Below are 19,381 nucleotides of genomic sequence, written 5' to 3' on the forward strand. Positions count from 1 at the left end.
TTTTGATCAAATAAAAATCAGGAAGATGATCGTGAATGCACCAATAAACTTTAGCCATGAAGCTCAGCCAGAGTTTGAATTACCGATTAAAAACTATCAGGACTTTTATTGTTTTTATTTAACTGAACACCGTAACATCATGAGCAGACGCTTACATGTGGTGGGTAGCAGTATTGGCATATACTTTTTTTCAAAAGCAATTCGTAAGAAACAGGCCAAATATGTGCTCTATGGTTTGGTAGCTGGTTATGCAAATGCCTGGGTTGGACATTTTGTGTTTGAAAAAAATAAACCTGCCAGTTTTAAACAGCCTTTTTATAGTTTTATTTCTGATTGGCGAATGTTGACGGATGTTGCACGTGGCCGTTTGAGTTTGGTTGATCGTAAGTTTGATAAAATTCCGAGTTAATTTTTACTTTTATTCTCATTATACCGATTGGTACTGGTAGACCTAGATCAATCGGTACTTATGATGTCCTATAAATCCGTTATACTAGCCAAGTTTTTTAAAGCGAGAGTAGAGTATGCGCGGTTTATATCTCATTACCAACGATGACCCAATCCAACTATTATTAGAAAAATTAGATGCCGCGCTCGCAACTCGTCAGGTCGCAATTTTACAGTATCGTCGTAAAAAAGTAGACAAAGCAGATCAACCTGCTGAAGTTGAACACATCAAACTATTGTGTGAAAAATATCAGGTTCCTTTTGTGATTAATGACGATCTGAAACTAGCTGCTCAGTTTGGATTAGGTGTGCATTTAGGTCAAAGTGACGGTGAAATTACCGATGCAACATCGCAATTACCAGAAGGCGTCATTATTGGTCGTACTTGCCTGAACTCTTTAGAGCTTGCACAAAAAGCAATTGCCGATGGGGCGACTTATATTGCATTTGGTGCGGTTTACGCGACTTCTACAAAACCTGAAGCAGGTAATGTCGGTATTGAAGTGATTAAGCAAGCAGCAGCTCAATATGATGTACCAATTTGTGCGATTGGTGGTTTAACTGTTGAAAACTCACAACCTGTGATTGAGGCCGGGGCTGACCTCTGTGCAGTCATTAGTGATATATTAGGCCGATCAACTGCTGAAATTCCTGCCCGTGTACAGGCCTGGGCACAATTATTTTCTTAAGCTTTCAAAATTATTTTTTAGATATTTAAGACGAGCATTTCCATGAGTTTATCTCCAAAGCAAGAACAGTTATTTAAACAAGCCAGTAAACACATTCCAGGTGGTGTGAACTCTCCAGTACGTGCCTTTAATGGCGTTGGAGGAACACCAGTTTTCATCGAGAAAGCTAAAGGTGCTTATTTGTGGGATGTCGATGGTAAGCGTTATGTTGACTATGTTGGTTCTTGGGGACCAATGATTTTGGGTCATGCTCATCCAGAAATTATTAAAGCAGTACAAACAGCCGCAGAAGATGGCTTAAGTTTTGGTGCGCCGACTGTTCACGAAACAACGTTGGCAGATATTATTTGTGAAATCATGCCATCAATTGAATTGGTGCGTATGACGAACTCTGGTACAGAAGCGACCATGACCGCTATTCGTTTAGCACGTGGTTATACTGGCCGTGACAAGATTGTGAAGTTTGAAGGTTGTTACCATGGTCACTCAGACTCACTTTTAGTAAAAGCAGGTTCGGGCTTACTCACTTTAGGTGAGGGTGAGCCGACTTCGAAAGGTGTACCTGTTGATTTTGCTAAACACACCTTAACGCTGCCTTACAATGATATTGCTGCATTAAAAGAATGCTTTGCTAAATTTGGTCATGAAATTGCGGGCGTTATTATTGAGCCTGTCGCAGGTAACATGAATATGGTGAAACCAATTGATGGTTTCCTACAAGCCATTCGTGATATTTGTGATGAATATAAATCTGTATTCATTATTGATGAAGTGATGACAGGTTTCCGTGTTGCTTTAGGTGGTGCACAATCGGTTTATAACGTTAAACCTGATTTAACCACTTTAGGTAAAATTATTGGTGCAGGCTTACCTGTTGGTGCATTTGGTGGTAAGCGTGAAATCATGGAATGTATCGCGCCTTTAGGTGGCGTATACCAAGCAGGTACATTATCTGGTAACCCACTTGCTATGCGTGCTGGTATTGAGATGTTCAAACATCTTCGCCAACCAGACTTTTATAGCAACTTATCTGCTCAACTTGAAAAGTTACTTGCAGGCCTACAAGCTGCAGCTGATGAAGCGGGTATTCCATTTAAGACTCAGCAAGCTGGCGCAATGTTTGGTCTGTATTTTACCGACCAAGAAGATATTACAAGTTTTGACTCTATGTTGGCCTGTGACATTGAAGCTTTCAAAAAGTTCTTCCATGGTATGTTAAAACGTGGAGTCAACTTAGCACCGTCTGCGTTTGAAGCTGGCTTCATTTCATCTGCTCATTCAGACGAAGATATCGAGTTTACGATTCAGGCTGCGAAAGAAACATTTGCTGAAATGAAGTAAGCAAAAAGCCCGTGTTAAACGGGCTTTTTAATTTGAGCTATTTTTATATTTGTAGAGAATAATGTTTTACCCCTTACCTCGAAAAATCCAATTAGCAACAAGTACTTCAAATTGGTCAATTGAGTCTACGCAAAGTATATTGCTATTGGTTGGGCTCAATGAGCTTAGAGTACGACCAGATTGGTCTGAGCAACCATTGGCACACCATTTAGAACTGTTGAGTAAACGAGCGCAATCACTCGAAATTCCAGTTATTTTTATAGATACAGCTCAGCTTCAACAAACTATGTTGGAGCTTGGTCAGCGTTTGTCATCAAATACTCAGGCTCAAGTTATGATGGCAGGTGATTTGTCACCTCTATTTAAACAAGTCATGCAGCTTGTTTTATCGATTACAGATCAGGTCAGTGTGGTAAACGATGCAATCTTGGCGAGTAGCTTAGAGCAGCATATCCAATGGGTTGAAAAGATCAGTTTTGACTCCATTCAACATGTAAATACAAAGACTTTAATACGCTTATGGTCTTTAAGTGCGCCATCTTCCTATATCTTGTCTGATAAAGGAATTTTATTGGCAATTGCTGAACAGGTGGGGCGACATCCTATGGAGATCCATCCGGAAATTGATTTAAGAAACTACGGACTAGATCAGTCTGCTGTCAATTATCTGGTCGATCTATGGCGTGCAAATGGTGCGAGATTGAGCGCAGAAGAGTTAATGCAAGCACCGACATTGCAACAGATTATGCAGTTATTGAAGCAATGACTGTCGATAGGGGCGAAGTGATCCATATTATTTGCAAATTCTGCTGTTAATTTACCCGAACGGCATTGTAATTCGGACGTAAGCTTTTTATTATTGCCCGCTTGTTTTTCATCTTACCTTGGGAATACAACTTTGAGTGATTTTCTAAGTGAACATCTGATCTATCGTGATGATGATTTTATGGTGATTCATAAACCTTCGGACATTTTGAGTGTTCCTGGTAAAGGTGATTTACATGATAGCGTTTTGACAAGGTTGGTTGCGATTGAACCTAAAACCTTGCTCATTCATCGTCTAGACCGAGATACTTCAGGTATTTTAGTATTTGGTTTATCGAAACGCGGTCAAAGTGCAATTGCACGTCAATTTCAAGATCGTCAGACTTCAAAAATATACGAAGCGCTTGTCGCAGGTCATTTAGAAGGTGAAGGGACTGTAGATATTCCTGTCATCTATGACCCAAGTCGACCGCCTTTACATATTGTCGACGCTTCTCACAACAAACCTGCTTTAACACATTGGCAGGCCATAGAACATTTTCAAATTCAGGGACAACCTGTAACTCGTGTGAAATTAACACCAATTACGGGACGATCTCATCAACTCCGTGTACACATGCAATATCTTGGGCATCCAATTGTAGGTGACACGCTGTATGCGACACCGGAGCAGCAACTTGTTCCGCGTTTATGTTTGCATGCCAAACAGTTAAGTTTTAATCATCCTGTCACAGCAGAAACATTAACTTTTGACTGTCCTGTACCGTTTTAATGTAAAAACTTTTGATGAGTAATTTTTTGTAGCAAAGCGATTTAATTGGTTTTTGCTTCAAAATTTTGCTTTAAAGACTACATAAAAAGATGCAAAAATAAGCTAATTTGCATCGTACAATATGTAGTGCGAACTTGAGAGAAAGGTGGAAAAATTGCAGCAGTATGCTATTGGTCAACGTTGGCTATCAGACACAGAAACTGAACTCGGTTTAGGTGTGCTTATTGATGTAGATGAAAGATCTGTCAGCATTTTATTCCCCAAAAGTGATGAGACACGTGTATATGCACGTAACAATGCTCCACTATCTCGTATCATCTTCAATACCAATGATGAAGTTCAAGATCAAGAAGGCAAGAAGTGGATTGTTGAGTCTGTTGAAGACCGACATGGTGTTTTGCGTTATAACGTTGTTCGTACTTTAGAAAATGGCGAACAAGAGCGTAAAGCGCTCAATGAAACGCGTATTGGTGCGCAAATTCAATTATCTAAACCTTTAGATCGTTTGCTTGCAAGTCAGGTCGACTATAAAGAGTGGTATGACTTGCGTATTGAAGCAATGCTCATGCAAGCGCAAATGCAGACTAGCCCTTTACGTGGTATGGTTGGTGCACGTGTTGGCCTGATTCCTCATCAGCTTTATATCGCACATGAAGTTGGTAAACGTTTTGCTCCTCGTGTTTTACTTGCCGATGAAGTAGGTTTAGGTAAAACAATTGAAGCTGGTTTGATAATTCACCAGCAGCTTAAAACAGGACGTTCAGAACGAATTCTTATTTTAGTCCCTGATTCTCTACAGTATCAGTGGATGATTGAAATGCGTCGCCGTTTTAACTTGCAATTCTCTCTGTTTGATTTAACGCGTACTGCATCTATTAAAGAACATGATCCAGAGCTTAACCCGTTCTTGACTGAGCAATGTATTATTGCCAGCGTTGACTTAATGGTTGACCATGATGATTTACGTGAGCAAGCCATAGAAGCTGGCTTCGATTTGCTCGTGGTTGATGAAGCACATCATTTGATGTGGAGCGAAGAAGAAGGCGGTAATGATCGCTACGATTTAATTGAAGAGTTAGCTGAAAATACAGCAGGGGTGTTATTGCTTACTGCAACACCTGAACAATTAGGCGTAGAAAGCCATTTCGCTCGCTTGCGTTTACTTGATCCACAGCGTTTTAGTAGTTTAGAGCGCTTTTTAGATGAAGAGACTCAATATCAGCAAACTGCAAAAATTGCTGAAGTACTCATGTCTGATCAAGCTTTAACGCCAGAGCATTTATCTGCTTTAGAAGGTTTGTTAGGTCACACTATTGAAGACCAGCCTGATCAACGCTTTAGAGCTATTCACGAGTTATTAGACCGTCACGGTACTGGACGTATTTTATTCCGTAATACACGTGAAGCGATTCAGGGCTTCCCAGGTCGTGATTGTCAGCCAGCACCATTACCAGCACCAGAAGATTGGTCAAAAGACGGCAAACTGCGTGAGCAGATGTGGCCTGAAGAAGCGCAGATTGATGGTTCATGGATGCAAAATGATCCGCGTGTGCCATGGTTAATGGAAATTTTACGCAAAGATCTTAAGCATAAAAAAGTGCTTTTAATCGCGCGTAGCGGACCAGTGGTTGAGTCTTTAGAAAATGTGTTGCGTTTGCATGCAGGTATTCGTACCGCAATGTTCCATGAGGGCATGAGCTTACTTGAACGTGACCAAGCGGCTGCTTATTTCGCTGAAGAAAGCTATGGCGCACAAATTCTATTGTGTTCGGAAATTGGTTCGGAAGGCCGTAATTTCCAATTCGCCAGTGATCTAATTTTATTTGATTTACCAGCTAACCCAGATGTTTTAGAGCAGCGTATTGGGCGTCTAGACCGTATTGGTCAAGAAAACCGTATTCAGATTCATGTGCCATATCTTGTTGGAACAGCTCAAGAACGTATGTTCCGTTGGTATAACGAAGCACTTAATATTTTCAGCAATATTTCTCCAACAGCACAAACGCTGCAAGAGAACTTTATTGTTGAATTAAAAGACTGCTTACTTGCAGACCAAGGTCAAACATTTGAAGATTTGCTTGAAGAAGTGAATGCTCAACGTCAAGCCTTAGAAGCTGAACTTCAAGCTGGTCGAGACCGTTTACTTGAATATAATTCATGTCGTCCAATTGTGGCACAAGAAATTGTTCAGGCCCTTGAAGACTATGATGACAATACTACGCTACCAATGTTTGTGAAGCGTTTCATGTCATCAACCAATATCGACTTTGATGAGCAAAGTAATGGTACGGTGATTATTAAACCGACCGACCAAATGCAAGTGCAAGGTTTGGCTTTAGACGAAGAAGGTATGACCGCAACGTTCTATCGCGATCAAGCTCAGCTTCGTGAAGATGCTCAATATTTAACTTTAGAGCATCCATTCATTGAAAGTGTTATGGAAATGATCCGTACACAATCATTTGGTAGTACCAATGTTGCTGTGCTCAAATCGAATGCGTTAAAGCAGGGTTCAGTCTTAATTGAAGTCTGGTTTAAAGTGGATGTTGTTGCGCCGAAATCACTGAACTTACCATCGAGCTTACCTAAGCAGCTTATTCGCGTATTATTAAGTGAAAATGGCCAAGATTTGTCTGAAAAAATTGATCCGACAATTTTAAAACCTTATTTACATCACTTAGATGGTAATAGCTGTCGTCAGGTGGTTAAAGCTCGTCGTGATATCATTGAGCAGCGCTATAAACAAGCGTTAGAGATTGCGAAAGTTGATTTGCCGCAGCTTCAACAGCAAGCAAAAGAACATTATGGTAATAAATGGCAATATGAAATTGACCGTTTAACTTATCTAAAACAATTCAACCCAAGTATTCGTCAAGACGAAATTGAACGTTTACAGAAGTTGCAAAAAGAAGGTTTAAGCTTACTTGATGGCTTAACAGTTACACCAGAAGCGATTCAAGTGTTAGTTGTAGTTAAACCTTAACTTACTCAAAATAAAAAAAGCGCCTAGAGGGCGCTTTTTTATACATCGATTTTGAATTAGATGAGACCGGCATCTTTTAATTCTAATTTTAAATATGCATAGAAAATTGGAGCCGCGATTAAACCGCCTAAACCAAAAATGGACTCAAACACTAACATTGCCAATAAAATTTCCCATGCACTGGCATTGATTTTATGCCCAATAATTTTAGCATTAATAAAATATTCAAGCTTATGAACCAGAACCAGATAAAGTAATGCTGCACCTGCTAGTCCTAAGGAAACGGTAAGGGCAGCAATGAAGGTTAAAGTATTGGAAATAAGATTACCTAAAATTGGAATCAGACCAAACATGAAGGTCAAAATGGTTAAGGTTTTGGCAAAAGGGAGGTGAATTCCCCAAAGTGGTAATAAAATAAATGCAAATAAAATAAAGAGCAGTGTGTTAATAGCTGAAATTTTTATTTGTGCAAAAACAACATTTTTAAATGAAATCGATAGTTTTTGGATACGTTGAATCAGAAGAGACTTAAAAACAGGCTGAGGAGTACGGCGGTGAAAACCATGTATTGCTACCAAAATACCAATAATTAATCCCATCACCATAGTTACGAAGTTATGCAAAATATCGGAACTGGTATTTTTTAATGTAGTCACGTTATCTTTCATAAAAGCAAAGATTTCGTCTTTTAGATCTGTCACGCTATCGGGAATATAGCCTGGAAGATATTTTCCGATCTCTGCCTGCAAATGAAGTAGGGTTTGGTCAACTTTGCCATTAATACTATGTAAACCTACACCTTTTAGATCGTGTACAACAAAACTAATCAGGCTCGTAATGAAAAAACCAATAAGCGAAATGGTAACAATACTAAGTAAAATACTAATAAAAATACGGGCTCTTTGGCCGTCAATATAACGTTCTACAACTGAACTTAAGCTAATAATAATTTCATAAATGAGAAAGCCTGCAAAAAAACTTGCTAATAAATGTAAGGGGATAACCGAAAGCAAAAAGATGCCCATAAGAATGTAGCTTGCAATCAGACTTTGACGATTATTCAAATTTTGCATGTGGATCCCTGAGATCGTTGGGAATATAGGAGAAAGAGCAAATGGAATGATTATTTATACTCTGGCAAGCTATTAGCTTCAATTAGTGAATTATATTTTTATTGGAAAATAGAGGAGTTAGATTTAAAAATGGCCTGTTAATTAACAAGCCATTCATAAAACAATTTTAGCGAATTTTTGCTTCATCTAAATGACGTGCGCCTTCTAAAATCATCCGAATCATAATCATGGTTTGTTCAGCCACTTCTGCACGTTGATTCATTGGTAAATCAATAACTTTTGCACCCATGTGAAACACAAGTTGAGTAATTGCTTTTGCAACAAGGTCTGGATGGTAGAGGTGATTGTTATTTAAACGCTCAAGACGGATTAAATCTTCTTGTAGCTCTTGCTGAAAAAAGTTGAGTTGACGGTCTACGGCAGCTTTATAAGAAGCTGAACCTGTAAAACTTTCACGGAGTAGTAAACTTAAATTACCTTCATCAGCATCAAGCTGTTGAAGAAAAATATCGACAGAACTACGAATAATACTCTCTTGTAAAGAAGCACGTAGGCGAGCCTGACGGATGATTTTACGTAAAACAATACCTGCACGGTCAATTAAAGAAATTGCTAACTCATCAATATCTTTAAAGTGTCGATAGAAACTATTTGGTGCAATTCCTGCTTCTCGAGCTACTTCACGTAAACTCAGTGAAGCAATACTTTTTTGTGGGCCAATGAGATTTAAAGCCGCCTGAAAAAGTTCTTCTTTAGTAATTGTCGCTTTTCTTCCCACAGAACGCGTAGCTGTTTTAATTTCAATGACATCTTGTTGAAGAGGTGTGTCATTCAGGTTCTGAGAAAGTGAAGATTGGGTCATGCTGTTCAATATATTTGTAAACTCTCAGGATTATAGCCTTAGAAGCTGAACTTGTGAAATTGTAATTAAAAGTACGGGTGTATATACAAATATATATACATGTGTATAATAATTAAAAAAGAGCGACAGAGCCTCAGTTATGCAAGCAATCGAAAAGAGAAATTCTCTATTCAATTCATTGACACAAGCCATCTTTGATAAAGAAATGGCTAATTTCTGGCTACAAAAAGTTAATCCTTTATGGTCTGTAAAACATGGCCTTGTTCAAATTGTAAAAAAAGAATTTGTCGCTCACGACATGGTGAGCTTGACGCTAAAATGTAACCGCTTAGTGAAAATGGGCGTTGCAGGCCAGCATCATCCTGTAATTGTAGAAATTGCTGGTCGTCGCTATGAACGTACTTATAGTTTGACGCAAGTTGATGCGCAGCACTTACGTTTAACCGTAAAAAAAGTTGCGGATGGTATTGTCAGTAACTGGTTTATTGCTGAAAGCCAAATCGGTGATGTTTTTGAGCTTGGTCAACCTTATGGCGATATGCAACAAAACATCAAAACACCGAATTTAATTATGTTGGCAGCGGGTAGTGGAATTACCCCAATGTTGAGCTTGATTACTGCGATTAAACAAAGTCAGCAATTAGATAAAGTTCAAGTACAACTTTTATATTGGGTGAAACAACGTTCGGATGCCGCTTTTGTTGAATACTTTGAAAAAGTTGCACAGCAATACCCAAATTTTAGTTATCAGGTTTTCTATACCCAAGAAACCCCAAATGATGAACGTTTAAATGCAGAGCATTTAGCATTAGTTGATGATGTAGAAAACAGCACAATTTATGCGTGTGGACCTTCTGGTTTTGTGGCGACTGTTGAGCAGTTATTTGAAAAAGCTCCAGCCCTTTTAACAGAAGCATTTAGCTTAACACATGAAAGTTCTGCTGATGATATTGGTTATGTGAATGTCACATTAACCCAGTCTAATAAGGTGATTGCAATTCCTAAAGGCCAATCAATTTTGGTTAGCCTTGAACATGAAGGCGTTAAACCAACTCATGGTTGCCGTATGGGAATTTGCAATAAATGTGTGTGTAGTAAAACACAAGGTTCAACACGTAATTTACTCAACGGTAGTGAAAATACTGAACCAAGCCAATTACTCAAAATTTGTGTGAACTCAGCACAATCCGATCTAGTTATTGATCTTTAAGAGAGAACTCTTATGAATATGCCAGTGAAAGTCGAATATTTTAAAAATCCTAAAAATCGTGATTTGACTCCAGCAGAACTTGATGCATTTGCAAAAGAGCTTGATCAGATCAAACAAGAAGTATTGGATGATTTGGGTGAGAAAGATGCTAAATATATCCGCCGTGTGTATGCTGCAATTCGTTATAGTAGCTTTTTAGGCCGTGCATGTTTGTTTGCAGGTTGGTTCCCACCAGCATGGATTTTAGGAACAGGTCTATTAGGCTTTTCTAAAATTATGGAAAACATGGAACTCGGTCATAACGTGATGCATGGTCAATATGACTGGATGAACGATCCTAAGTTTAATGGCCAAACTTACGAATGGGATACTGTCGGTACTTCTGATAACTGGCGTCAAACGCATAACTATAAACATCACACCTATACCAATATTAAAGGTATTGATGATGACATTGGTTATGGTTTACTTCGTTTATTTCCAGAACAACGCTGGAAGCCAGGTTTCTTACTTCAACCCGTTTATAGCATCCCATTTTGTTTGTTGTTCCAGTGGGGCGTAGCCATTCAGAACCTTGAAATTGGACGTGTCCTTTATAAACGTAAGAGCATGGCAAAATTCTTGGAAGAATTAAAACCTGTTAATAAAAAGATTGGTACGCAACTTTTTAAAGACTATGTTTTCTTCCCATTAATTGCGGGTCCGGCAGCTTTACCTGTATTTACTGGTAATTTAGTTGCTAATGGTCTTCGTAATATCTGGACATTTACGATTATTTTCTGTGGTCACTTTACAAAAGATGCAGAAGTATTTCCAAAGTCCGTTTTACAAGAAGAGAGCCGTGGTCACTGGTATATGCGCCAGATTCGTGGTTCTTCTAACCTAAAAGGTTCAGAAGCATTACATATTTTAAGCGGACACTTGAGTCATCAGATCGAGCACCATTTATTCCCTGATATTCCAGCGCGTCGTTATCGCCAAATGGCTCCAAAAGTTGAAGCTGTATGTAAAAAATATGGTCTAAATTATAACAACGCGAGTCTAGCTAAACAGTTTGGACAGGTTGTAGGCCGTATCTTTAAATATGCTTTACCGTTTAAAAAATAAGATATTACTTTAACCCCGAAACGCACTACTGATTATTCAGGAGTGCGTTTTTTTATGGTTGGCACTAGCATGAAGAAGTAAGAGGAGCCTTATTGAGTATGCCCCATTGTTCAAACTGCTTTAAAGATAATGAAATTTCTTTTTCTATATCATTTTCATCTAATTGATTTGCATTAAAAACAATATGAGGTGTGTGCCAGTTTAATCTGCATCGACGTGCAGTAGCTTTTAAAGGTGCCATGAGCTCATCTAGGGTGAAGCCATTTTGTCCTTGTTTTTGATATGCCGAATTCAAATTGCCAACCGTAACATGTAGGTAAAGTGATTTACCTTCAATATTCTGACCTTCCTGTTCATAAAAAAGATAAAACATCCGTGTTAAAACCGCATCCATCCAAGTTTTGAAAATCGGAGGAACTGAATACCAATAGATAGGGAACTGGAAAATGATGTGTGAAGCAGAGATTAGACGTTGGGCTTCAATTGCACCGTCTTTCATTATATCCAGAGATCCGTTATATAACTCTTGAATATCAACAATATCGATTTGGTTTCGAAGCTGTAATGCTTCAACCAAAGCACGATTAACCTTGGACTGATTTAAATCGGGATGAAAGACCAGTAAAAGTGGCTTATTCATAGTATGTCTCCTTAATTTCTATGATGATTAATCACATGCATAAACAATATTCACATCATAAAAAAAGCAGACCTATAATAAAATTGACTAAATTAATTGAGCAGATGAAAGAATTTTGATGAACAAACAGACTTCTTGGGATGATCAGAAATTCTTTTTAGTGGTTTTAGAAGAGGGGAGTTTCTCGGCAGCCGCTCGTAAATTAGGAGTTACCCAACCCACTGTACGAACACGTATAGAACAGCTTGAAAATCAGTTGGGAACTGTTTTGTTTAGTCGTTCTGTTCATGGCTTGAAACCGACAGAACATGCTCTAGCTCTTGAACTGCCAGTTCGGGCTATGCAACGTGCTTCTGATCATTTTATGCGTACAGCAAGTGCCCCTCTAAATCTAATTGCAGGCAGTGTACGGGTAAGTGTATCGGAGTTCCTGGGCACGCTTGTTCTGCCTCAAATGCTCACAAAATTCCGTTCACTTTACCCGGAAGTTAATATCGAAATATCTTTAAACAATGCTTCTGCCAACTTACTAGAGCAAGAGGTTGATCTGGCAATCAGGATGTATCCTCCTGTTCAGGAAGCGCTTGTAGCCAAAAAGGTTGGTGAGGTGCCATTGGGGCTATATGCACATCGAGATTATATACAGCGTAAAGGTTCCCCTATCTGTCTAGCAGATTTAAGTCAGCATGATCTGATAGGACCTGACCGTAATCTTCTTGAAAGAGAAATGATGAGGATTTTTCTACCTGAAATAAAAAATGAACAATTCAAAATACGCACCGATAGTCATCCTGCTCAGTTCTCAGCAGTTAAAGCTGCTTTAGGAGTAGGTTTTATTCAGTGCCCTATAGCAAATCAATGCCCAGAGCTTGTTCAACTGCTTCCAGACCTAAAGATTCATCGCTATGATCTATGGCTGGTCATTCATGAAGACTTTAGACAAATTCCAAAAATCAGAGCGCTTTTTGATTATTTGGCTCAAGCTTTTGCAGAGTATTTAGATGGGGAAAGTTAGTTAATAAAAAGCCCAAGCAGTTATGTGCTTGGGCTGAAAAAGGTAATTTATTTAAACTGAATTGAACCGTTCGCATTTACAGTAATTTTAGATTCACCAGCTGCCATGTCTTGAGCTGGTGCAGCTTCGGCCATAGCGAACTTAGCCATGCTGGCACGCATTACAGGTTGTGGGAAATAGTTGTTGGTATTCAAGTTCAGATTAACCAATGTATATTGGTTTTTATTCCATGCTTGAGTCAACATTTGAGCGCGTTGTTGAAAGTTTTTAGATGCTTCTACCATTAACTCATTTTCAACTTTTTTACGTTGTTCATCAGAAACTGTAAAATTAATCGATTGAGTCTGGAAGTTTTGCTGTAATTCATTCACTAGCTGGCTAGCAGCTTTAAAGTCTTTACTTTCTAGACGGATTTCAGCGCGACCACGCCATTCTTTTAACTTATTGCTATCGTTATCGTAAATTGGATAAGTGCTTTGAGCACCTGTTTCCACTTTGACTTGAGGATATTTACGAGAAACGGTAAGCGCCTGATTCATTAATTGGTTAATTTGATTTGAAAGTTCGGCTGGTTGTTTGTTACTTTTTTCAATATATAAAGTTGCATGCATTTCATCGTTTGAAACTTGACGAGAAGCTTCAGCTTGTACATTTACAATATTGTAGTTCAAAGCATTATCATCCTGAGCAAAAACGAAAGGGCTAAGGAGGGAACCTAAAAGAAGGGTAGAGACGGCTAAAGTACGCATAAATTTTTCCTTTAAAAATTAATATAAATTTAATTTTTTTCATTAAGAAATGTTAAACATAACTTATGCATAACTTTTGCAGATTTTGTGGCGTATTTGTAATATTAAAATCAGGTTTTTTTAAATTTTGGTAAATATAAAGTTTTTAAAAAATAACAACTTAAAATTAAAGTGTTTCAATGTAACTTAAAAAATCAAACTAATATAAAAAAAGAATATTTTCTTTAGGTTGTCACATAGTATGATGATAATTCATCATAACTATTGGGATGATACATTTTTTCAATAAGATTAGATGAGTAAAGTACATAAAAGACGTTTTTTTTCTTGCAAAATTAGGTATCATCGCGCTCCTAGTTACAAGATATAAAATAAGTGTCTTTGCTAGTTCTATAAAGCACCGAGTCAAAGGACCAATCGTCACCAGACTTATTTCTTTCTACCCCTATCAGAGATGGTAATCCGATATGAGCGTTACTTCCGTTAACCCTGCCACTAATGCTACTAACGAATATTATTTGACTCGCCAAAGTCAAATGGAATCAAATGTTCGTAGCTATCCACGTAAATTACCGTTAGCGATAGCGAAAGCACAAGGATGCTGGGTTACTGATGTTGAAGGTACACAGTACCTTGATTGTTTAGCTGGGGCAGGTACATTGGCTTTAGGTCATAATCATCCTGCGGTGATTCAAAGTATTCAAGATACATTGGCAAGTGGTTTGCCATTGCATACTTTAGACTTAACCACACCTTTAAAAGATGCATTCACTGAAGCATTGTTAGCATATTTACCTGGTGGTAAAGAAGAATATTGCTTGCAGTTCTGTGGTCCTGCTGGTGCAGACGCAACTGAAGCAGCAATCAAACTTGCTAAGACTTACACTGGCCGTAGTTCAGTGATCAGTTTCTCTGGCGGTTACCATGGTATGACCCATGGTGCACTTGCTATGACTGGTAACTTAAGTGCAAAAAATGCAGTTAATGGTTTAATGCCAGGCGTACAATTCATGCCATATCCGCATGAATACCGTTGCCCACTTGGTTTAGGTGGTGAAGCAGGTGTTGATGCTTTAACTTACTACTTTGAAAACTTTATTGAAGATGTTGAAAGCGGTGTAACAAAACCGGCTGCTGTTATTCTTGAAGCGATTCAAGGGGAAGGCGGCGTAGTTACAGCTCCAGTAAAATGGTTGCAAAAAATCCGTGAAGTGACTGAAAAGCACAACATCGTTTTAATTTTAGACGAAGTTCAAGCTGGCTTTGCACGTTCAGGCAAAATGTTTGCATTTGAACATGCAGGTATTGAACCTGATGTTGTTGTAATGTCTAAAGCAGTAGGCGGTGGTTTACCACTTGCAGTATTAGGTATTAAACGTAAATTTGATGCTTGGCAACCTGCTGGTCACACGGGTACTTTCCGTGGTAACCAACTTGCTATGGGTACTGGTCTTGTTGTATTAAAAACGATTAATGAACAAAATCTTGCTCAAAATGCGCAAGAGCGTGGTGACTTCTTACAAGCTGAATTTAAAAAATTAGCGCAAGAATTCCCATGTATCGGTAACGTACGTGGTCGCGGTTTAATGATTGGTGTTGAGATTGTTGACGAGCGTAAACCAGCTGACCGTATTGGTTCGCATCCTGCTGACTCACAATTAGCTGCTGCAATTCAAACTGCTTGTTTCAACAATAAACTATTGCTTGAAAAAGGTGGTCGTAACGGTACAGTAATTCGTTTACTTTGCCCGCTTATCATCACTCAAGACGAGTGTGTTGAAGTAGTTGCTCGCTTTAAGAAAGCAATTGCAGAAGCATTGGTTGCAGTACGAGGCGCATAAGTATGGTGGATTTTGCAGAACATCGTAAAGCGTTACTCTGCAATGATGCACAATCCATTGCTGACTATGAGTCAGCAATGGGCGAAGCGGTAAAAGCCGTTTCAGCATGGTTGCAAAATGAAAAGATGTACACTGGCGGTAGCATTAAAGAATTGCGTTCAGCAATTTCTTTCCAACCTTCAAAAGAAGGGATGGGTGTACAAGAATCTCTTCAACGTATGATTGAGCTTTTCTTGAATAAAAGCTTGAAAGTACATCATCCACATTCATTAGCACATTTACACTGCCCAACCATGGTGATGAGCCAGATCGCGGAAGTGTTAATCAATGCAACTAACCAGTCTATGGACTCATGGGATCAAAGCCCTGCAGGTTCATTAATGGAAGTTCAGCTCATTGATTGGTTGCGTCAAAAAGTAGGTTATGGTTCTGGTCAGGCTGGTGTTTTCACTTCTGGCGGTACTCAATCTAACTTGATGGGTGTGTTGCTTGCTCGTGACTGGTGTATCTCGAAAAACTGGAAAGACGAAAATGGTAATCCATGGTCTGTACAGCGTGATGGTATTCCTGCCGATGCAATGAAAAACGTCAAAGTCATTTGTTCTGAAAATGCGCATTTCTCTGTGCAAAAGAACATGGCAATGATGGGTATGGGCTTCCAGTCAGTTGTAACTGTTCCTGTGAATGAAAATGCACAGATGGATGTAGATGCTCTCGAAAAAACGATGGCGCATCTTCAGTCTGAAGGCAAAGTTGTTGCTTGTGTCGTTGCGACAGCGGGTACAACCGATGCTGGTGCAATTGACCCATTGAAGAAAATCCGTGAAATTACCAATAAATATGGTTCATGGATGCACATCGATGCGGCATGGGGCGGCGCATTAATTCTTTCAAATGACTACCGTGCAATGCTTGATGGTATTGAGTTATCTGACTCGATCACCCTTGACTTCCATAAGCATTATTTCCAAAGCATTAGCTGTGGTGCGTTCTTGTTGAAAGATGAAGCGAACTATCGCTTTATGCACTACGAAGCTGAATACTTGAACTCTGCTTATGATGAAGAGCATGGTGTACCAAACCTTGTTTCTAAGTCGTTACAAACGACTCGTCGTTTTGATGCATTGAAATTGTGGATGACAATTGAATCACTTGGTGAAGACCTTTACGGTTCAATGATCGACCATGGTGTAAAACTTACTCGTGAAGTTGCAGATTACATCAAGGCAACTGACGGTTTAGAGCTTTTAGTTGAGCCTCAGTTTGCTTCGGTATTGTTCCGTGTTGTGCCACAAGGCTACCCAGTTGAGTTTATCGATAGCTTGAACCAAAACGTAGCGGACGAGTTGTTTGCACGTGGTGAAGCAAATATCGGTGTAACAAAAGTTGGTAATGTACAGTCATTGAAAATGACAACATTAAGCCCTGTTGTGACATTCGAAAATGTTAAAAACCTTTTAGGTCAAGTATTGGCTGAAGCTGACCGCATTAAAGATGCGATTGCTTCTGGTAATTATGTACCACCAATCGACTAATTGAGTTGATACCAAAAAAGCCCGGTTTATTGCCGGGCTTTTTTATTACATATTATTTTTATTTAAAATGTGCATCGAAATAGACTGATATGCACAAACCATGCATATTTTCAAAAAACAAAAATAATTATGCATGATTTATGGGGAGCAAATTTCTTATTGTATTGGTATGTCCCCAATGTTTGGTCACATTGATATATCAATACTGTACTTACTCTTTAAAAGACGCTGCTCAAATGGTCATAAGGTAAGAGGCTGTAATTACAATTAAGACAAGGAAGAAGAAATGCAACAAGTTAATGTGCTTAATGAATTTAAATTAATTATTAACGGTCAATCTTGTTCAGGTGAACAGGGTGAACTAGAAATTATTAACCCAGCTACAGGCTTAACTGCCGCACGCTGTGCAAAAGCATCGGTTGAGCAGGTGAATCAAGCAGTAAGTGCAGCTAAACAGGCCTCTAAAGCTTGGCAACAAGTTTCACACGATGAACGTAAATCGATCTTAAACAAAATTGCAGATGGTATTGAAAAGCACGCTGAAATGCTTGCAGAGTTAGTTGTACTTGAGCAAGGTAAGCCACTCGCACTTGCACAAATGGAAGTGCAGGGCGCAATTGGCTGGACGCGTTACGCGGCTGCTATGGATTTACCTATTGAAGTGATCGAAGACAGTGAAACCAAGCGCATTGAACGCCATCGCCAACCATTAGGAGTAGTAGCTTCAATTACTCCTTGGAATTGGCCACTGATGATTGCGGTTTGGCATATCATGCCTGCATTGCGTGCAGGTAATGTGGTTATTAGCAAACCTTCTGAATACACGCCACTCTCAACTTTGCGTTTATGTGAAATCATTCAGCAAGAAGTTCCACCAGGCGTGATCTCAATTGTGGTCGGTGCTGGTGAGATTGGTGAAGCATTATCTTCTCATCCAGATGTGCAGAAAGTTGTGTTTACAGGGTCAACTCGAACAGGTCAGCACATTATGGCTGGGGCAGCTCAACAGTTAAAACACCTAACTTTAGAGCTTGGTGGTAATGATGCTGGTATTGTATTACCAGATGCAAATATAGATGAAATTGCAGCTAAGATTTTTAATATGGCGTTCTTAAATGCAGGCCAAACATGCGCAGCATTAAAGCGTTTATATGTGCATGAAAGCCAATATGAAGCTTTATCTCAAAAGTTAGCTGATATTGCCAACGCTCAAGTTGTGGGTGACGGAATGGAATCTTCTACAACATTTGGCCCAGTACAAAACCAAATGCAATATAACAAGGTGAAAGCCCTTATTGCTGAAGCCATTGACCAAGGTGCAAAAGCACTTTCTGGTCAACAGCAATTACCAGAGCAAGGTTACTTTATTGCTCCTACTATTTTGACTGAAGTTTCTGACTCTTGCCGCGTGGTGCAAGAAGAACAGTTTGGTCCTGTGTTACCTGTTTTAAAATATACAGATATTAACGATGCAATTGCCCGCGCTAATGACAGTGAATTTGGTTTAGGCGGTTCAATCTGGTCGTCTGATATTAAAGCAGCACAGATTTACGCTAGTCAGCTTCAATGTGGGACTGTTTGGATTAATACCCATGCAGAAGTCCTGCCTCATGCACCGTTTGGTGGCTGGAAAATGTCAGGCTTAGGTGCTGAGTTCGGTTTAGAAGGTTTGCTTGAAAATACGATCGGGCAAACAGTTCATATTAGTAAAGTCTAAATATTAACTTTAAGGCGGATCTAGTATCCGCCTTTTTATTTTCACTTTTATGAGTGAAAAGCTGAGCTGTTTATTGGGAGTGATGATAACTCATGCTTTTAGGCTTGATTAAAAAATGATTCTGTTCTTTAATTTTTTTCAGAACAATGTAAGACTTTATATGACCAATAAAATTATAAGAAAGTAATCTTTCAGTCACAAATTGAGAGAGCTGTTCTAAGTTTTCGGCAACGACTTTTAAAATAAAATCCGCATCGCCACTAATTGAAAATGCATCTTGAATGTTATCTTCAGCTTCGATCAGTTCCTGAAAAGCCTGCTGTGATTTTGCTTCGTGTGTCCTTAAATTAATATGAATCATCGCTGTAACTTCCAGCCCTAGCGCCTGTTGTTGGATACGTGCGGAGTAACCTAAAATTATGCCTTTTTGCTCAAGTAACTGTCGTCGTCTTGAACATTGGGAAGCTGATAATCCGATTAAATCTCCAATTTCCTGATTGGTGAGCCGTCCATTCTTTTGTAGTGCCTGAATGATTTGCCAGTCGAACTTATCCATTGCATAAAATCCTTTTATGATACACAAATCATGTATTTTTATTAAAATGCGTTTTCATTATGCACGAAATCTAAAAGAT

Annotated in this window: 17 protein-coding genes; 12 read left to right on the forward strand and 5 right to left on the reverse strand. The window is 39.0% G+C overall.

What is annotated here, in order from left to right; translation table 11 throughout:
• Positions 1-25: 25 nt before the first annotated feature.
• The 6 genes from F931_RS04980 (at position 26) to rapA (ending at position 6,997) form a co-directional block, all read left to right on the forward strand.
• A complete protein-coding gene (locus tag F931_RS04980; RefSeq protein ID WP_080649432.1) occupies positions 26-409 on the forward strand; it encodes an Mpo1-like protein in 384 nt (127 codons plus the stop codon).
• A gap of 115 nt (positions 410-524) precedes the next feature.
• Entirely contained in the window at positions 525-1,136 is a 612-nt protein-coding gene (thiE, locus tag F931_RS04985) for a thiamine phosphate synthase (RefSeq protein WP_016140338.1), read from the forward strand.
• A gap of 42 nt (positions 1,137-1,178) precedes the next feature.
• A complete protein-coding gene (hemL, locus tag F931_RS04990) occupies positions 1,179-2,477 on the forward strand; it encodes a glutamate-1-semialdehyde 2,1-aminomutase (protein ID WP_016140339.1) in 1,299 nt (432 codons plus the stop codon).
• 61 nt (positions 2,478-2,538) lie between these two features.
• A complete protein-coding gene (locus tag F931_RS04995; RefSeq protein WP_016140340.1) occupies positions 2,539-3,243 on the forward strand; it encodes a phosphopantetheine-binding protein in 705 nt (234 codons plus the stop codon).
• Positions 3,244-3,375: 132 nt separating this feature from the next.
• Positions 3,376-4,014: an RluA family pseudouridine synthase gene (rluA, locus tag F931_RS05000; RefSeq protein ID WP_005307342.1), complete on the forward strand. Its 639-nt coding sequence runs from the start codon at positions 3,376-3,378 to the stop codon at positions 4,012-4,014.
• A 145-nt stretch (positions 4,015-4,159) separates the two neighbouring features.
• Positions 4,160-6,997: an RNA polymerase-associated protein RapA gene (rapA, locus tag F931_RS05005; protein ID WP_016140341.1), complete on the forward strand. Its 2,838-nt coding sequence runs from the start codon at positions 4,160-4,162 to the stop codon at positions 6,995-6,997.
• Positions 6,998-7,053: 56 nt separating this feature from the next.
• Here rapA and F931_RS05010 read toward each other — a convergent pair whose 3' ends face one another.
• Both F931_RS05010 and fabR read right to left on the reverse strand, forming a co-directional pair.
• Complete coding sequence (locus tag F931_RS05010) at positions 7,054-8,070, reverse strand: AI-2E family transporter (RefSeq protein WP_016140342.1); 1,017 nt, start codon at positions 8,068-8,070, stop codon at positions 7,054-7,056.
• A gap of 166 nt (positions 8,071-8,236) precedes the next feature.
• On the reverse strand, positions 8,237-8,932 hold the full coding sequence (fabR, locus tag F931_RS05015) for an HTH-type transcriptional repressor FabR (protein WP_016140343.1): 696 nt from the start codon (positions 8,930-8,932) through the stop codon (positions 8,237-8,239).
• A gap of 139 nt (positions 8,933-9,071) precedes the next feature.
• Between fabR and F931_RS05020 the strand changes: the two genes are divergently transcribed.
• The gene (locus tag F931_RS05020; RefSeq protein ID WP_016140344.1) at positions 9,072-10,142 is read left to right on the forward strand and encodes a ferredoxin reductase; all 1,071 of its coding nucleotides are present in this window, start codon (positions 9,072-9,074) and stop codon (positions 10,140-10,142) included.
• A 12-nt stretch (positions 10,143-10,154) separates the two neighbouring features.
• Positions 10,155-11,249 carry a fatty acid desaturase family protein gene (locus tag F931_RS05025; protein WP_016140345.1) on the forward strand — a complete coding sequence of 365 codons (1,095 nt, stop codon included), beginning with the start codon at positions 10,155-10,157 and terminating at the stop codon, positions 11,247-11,249.
• 64 nt (positions 11,250-11,313) lie between these two features.
• Here F931_RS05025 and F931_RS05030 read toward each other — a convergent pair whose 3' ends face one another.
• On the reverse strand, positions 11,314-11,889 hold the full coding sequence (locus tag F931_RS05030; RefSeq protein ID WP_016140346.1) for an NAD(P)H-dependent oxidoreductase: 576 nt from the start codon (positions 11,887-11,889) through the stop codon (positions 11,314-11,316).
• A 118-nt stretch (positions 11,890-12,007) separates the two neighbouring features.
• On the opposite strand from F931_RS05030, the gene F931_RS05035 reads away from it, so the two are divergent.
• Positions 12,008-12,904 (forward strand): LysR family transcriptional regulator, encoded by an 897-nt coding sequence (locus tag F931_RS05035; protein WP_016140347.1) that lies wholly within the window; start codon positions 12,008-12,010, stop codon positions 12,902-12,904.
• A gap of 47 nt (positions 12,905-12,951) precedes the next feature.
• Here the strand turns inward: F931_RS05035 and F931_RS05040 are convergent, their stop codons facing one another.
• On the reverse strand, positions 12,952-13,653 hold the full coding sequence (locus F931_RS05040; protein WP_016140348.1) for an SIMPL domain-containing protein: 702 nt from the start codon (positions 13,651-13,653) through the stop codon (positions 12,952-12,954).
• A gap of 467 nt (positions 13,654-14,120) precedes the next feature.
• On the opposite strand from F931_RS05040, the gene dat reads away from it, so the two are divergent.
• From dat to F931_RS05055, 3 genes are all read left to right on the forward strand, one after another.
• The gene (gene dat, locus F931_RS05045) at positions 14,121-15,494 is read left to right on the forward strand and encodes a diaminobutyrate--2-oxoglutarate transaminase (protein WP_016140349.1); all 1,374 of its coding nucleotides are present in this window, start codon (positions 14,121-14,123) and stop codon (positions 15,492-15,494) included.
• Between the two features lie 2 nt (positions 15,495-15,496).
• A complete protein-coding gene (gene ddc, locus F931_RS05050; RefSeq protein WP_002118849.1) occupies positions 15,497-17,029 on the forward strand; it encodes a pyridoxal phosphate-dependent decarboxylase family protein in 1,533 nt (510 codons plus the stop codon).
• A gap of 286 nt (positions 17,030-17,315) precedes the next feature.
• Positions 17,316-18,746, forward strand: a complete 1,431-nt coding sequence (locus tag F931_RS05055; protein ID WP_016140350.1) for an aldehyde dehydrogenase family protein — start codon at positions 17,316-17,318, stop codon at positions 18,744-18,746.
• Positions 18,747-18,816: 70 nt separating this feature from the next.
• On the opposite strand, the gene F931_RS05060 is transcribed toward F931_RS05055, so the two are convergent.
• Entirely contained in the window at positions 18,817-19,302 is a 486-nt protein-coding gene (locus F931_RS05060) for an Lrp/AsnC family transcriptional regulator (RefSeq protein WP_016140351.1), read from the reverse strand.
• Positions 19,303-19,381: the final 79 nt, after the last annotated feature.

The sequence above is a fragment of the Acinetobacter pittii ANC 4050 genome, assembly GCF_000399685.1.
In the GTDB taxonomy this organism is placed as follows: Bacteria; Pseudomonadota; Gammaproteobacteria; order Pseudomonadales; family Moraxellaceae; genus Acinetobacter; species Acinetobacter pittii_E.

Excerpts from the sequence above, each read along its gene's own strand:
- F931_RS05040 (WP_016140348.1), bottom strand. The coding sequence starts at position 13,653 with ATGCGTACTTTAGCCGTCTCTACCCTTCTTTTAGGTTCCCTCCTTAGC.
- F931_RS05035 (WP_016140347.1), top strand. The coding sequence starts at position 12,008 with ATGAACAAACAGACTTCTTGGGATGATCAGAAATTCTTTTTAGTGGTT.
- thiE (WP_016140338.1), top strand. The coding sequence starts at position 525 with ATGCGCGGTTTATATCTCATTACCAACGATGACCCAATCCAACTATTA.
- F931_RS05025 (WP_016140345.1), top strand. The coding sequence starts at position 10,155 with ATGAATATGCCAGTGAAAGTCGAATATTTTAAAAATCCTAAAAATCGT.
- F931_RS05030 (WP_016140346.1), bottom strand. The coding sequence starts at position 11,889 with ATGAATAAGCCACTTTTACTGGTCTTTCATCCCGATTTAAATCAGTCC.
- F931_RS04995 (WP_016140340.1), top strand. The coding sequence starts at position 2,539 with ATGTTTTACCCCTTACCTCGAAAAATCCAATTAGCAACAAGTACTTCA.
- F931_RS05010 (WP_016140342.1), bottom strand. The coding sequence starts at position 8,070 with ATGCAAAATTTGAATAATCGTCAAAGTCTGATTGCAAGCTACATTCTT.
- F931_RS05055 (WP_016140350.1), top strand. The coding sequence starts at position 17,316 with ATGCAACAAGTTAATGTGCTTAATGAATTTAAATTAATTATTAACGGT.
- F931_RS05020 (WP_016140344.1), top strand. The coding sequence starts at position 9,072 with ATGCAAGCAATCGAAAAGAGAAATTCTCTATTCAATTCATTGACACAA.
- F931_RS04980 (WP_080649432.1), top strand. The coding sequence starts at position 26 with ATGATCGTGAATGCACCAATAAACTTTAGCCATGAAGCTCAGCCAGAG.
- ddc (WP_002118849.1), top strand. The coding sequence starts at position 15,497 with ATGGTGGATTTTGCAGAACATCGTAAAGCGTTACTCTGCAATGATGCA.
- hemL (WP_016140339.1), top strand. The coding sequence starts at position 1,179 with ATGAGTTTATCTCCAAAGCAAGAACAGTTATTTAAACAAGCCAGTAAA.
- fabR (WP_016140343.1), bottom strand. The coding sequence starts at position 8,932 with ATGACCCAATCTTCACTTTCTCAGAACCTGAATGACACACCTCTTCAA.
- dat (WP_016140349.1), top strand. The coding sequence starts at position 14,121 with ATGAGCGTTACTTCCGTTAACCCTGCCACTAATGCTACTAACGAATAT.
- F931_RS05060 (WP_016140351.1), bottom strand. The coding sequence starts at position 19,302 with ATGGATAAGTTCGACTGGCAAATCATTCAGGCACTACAAAAGAATGGA.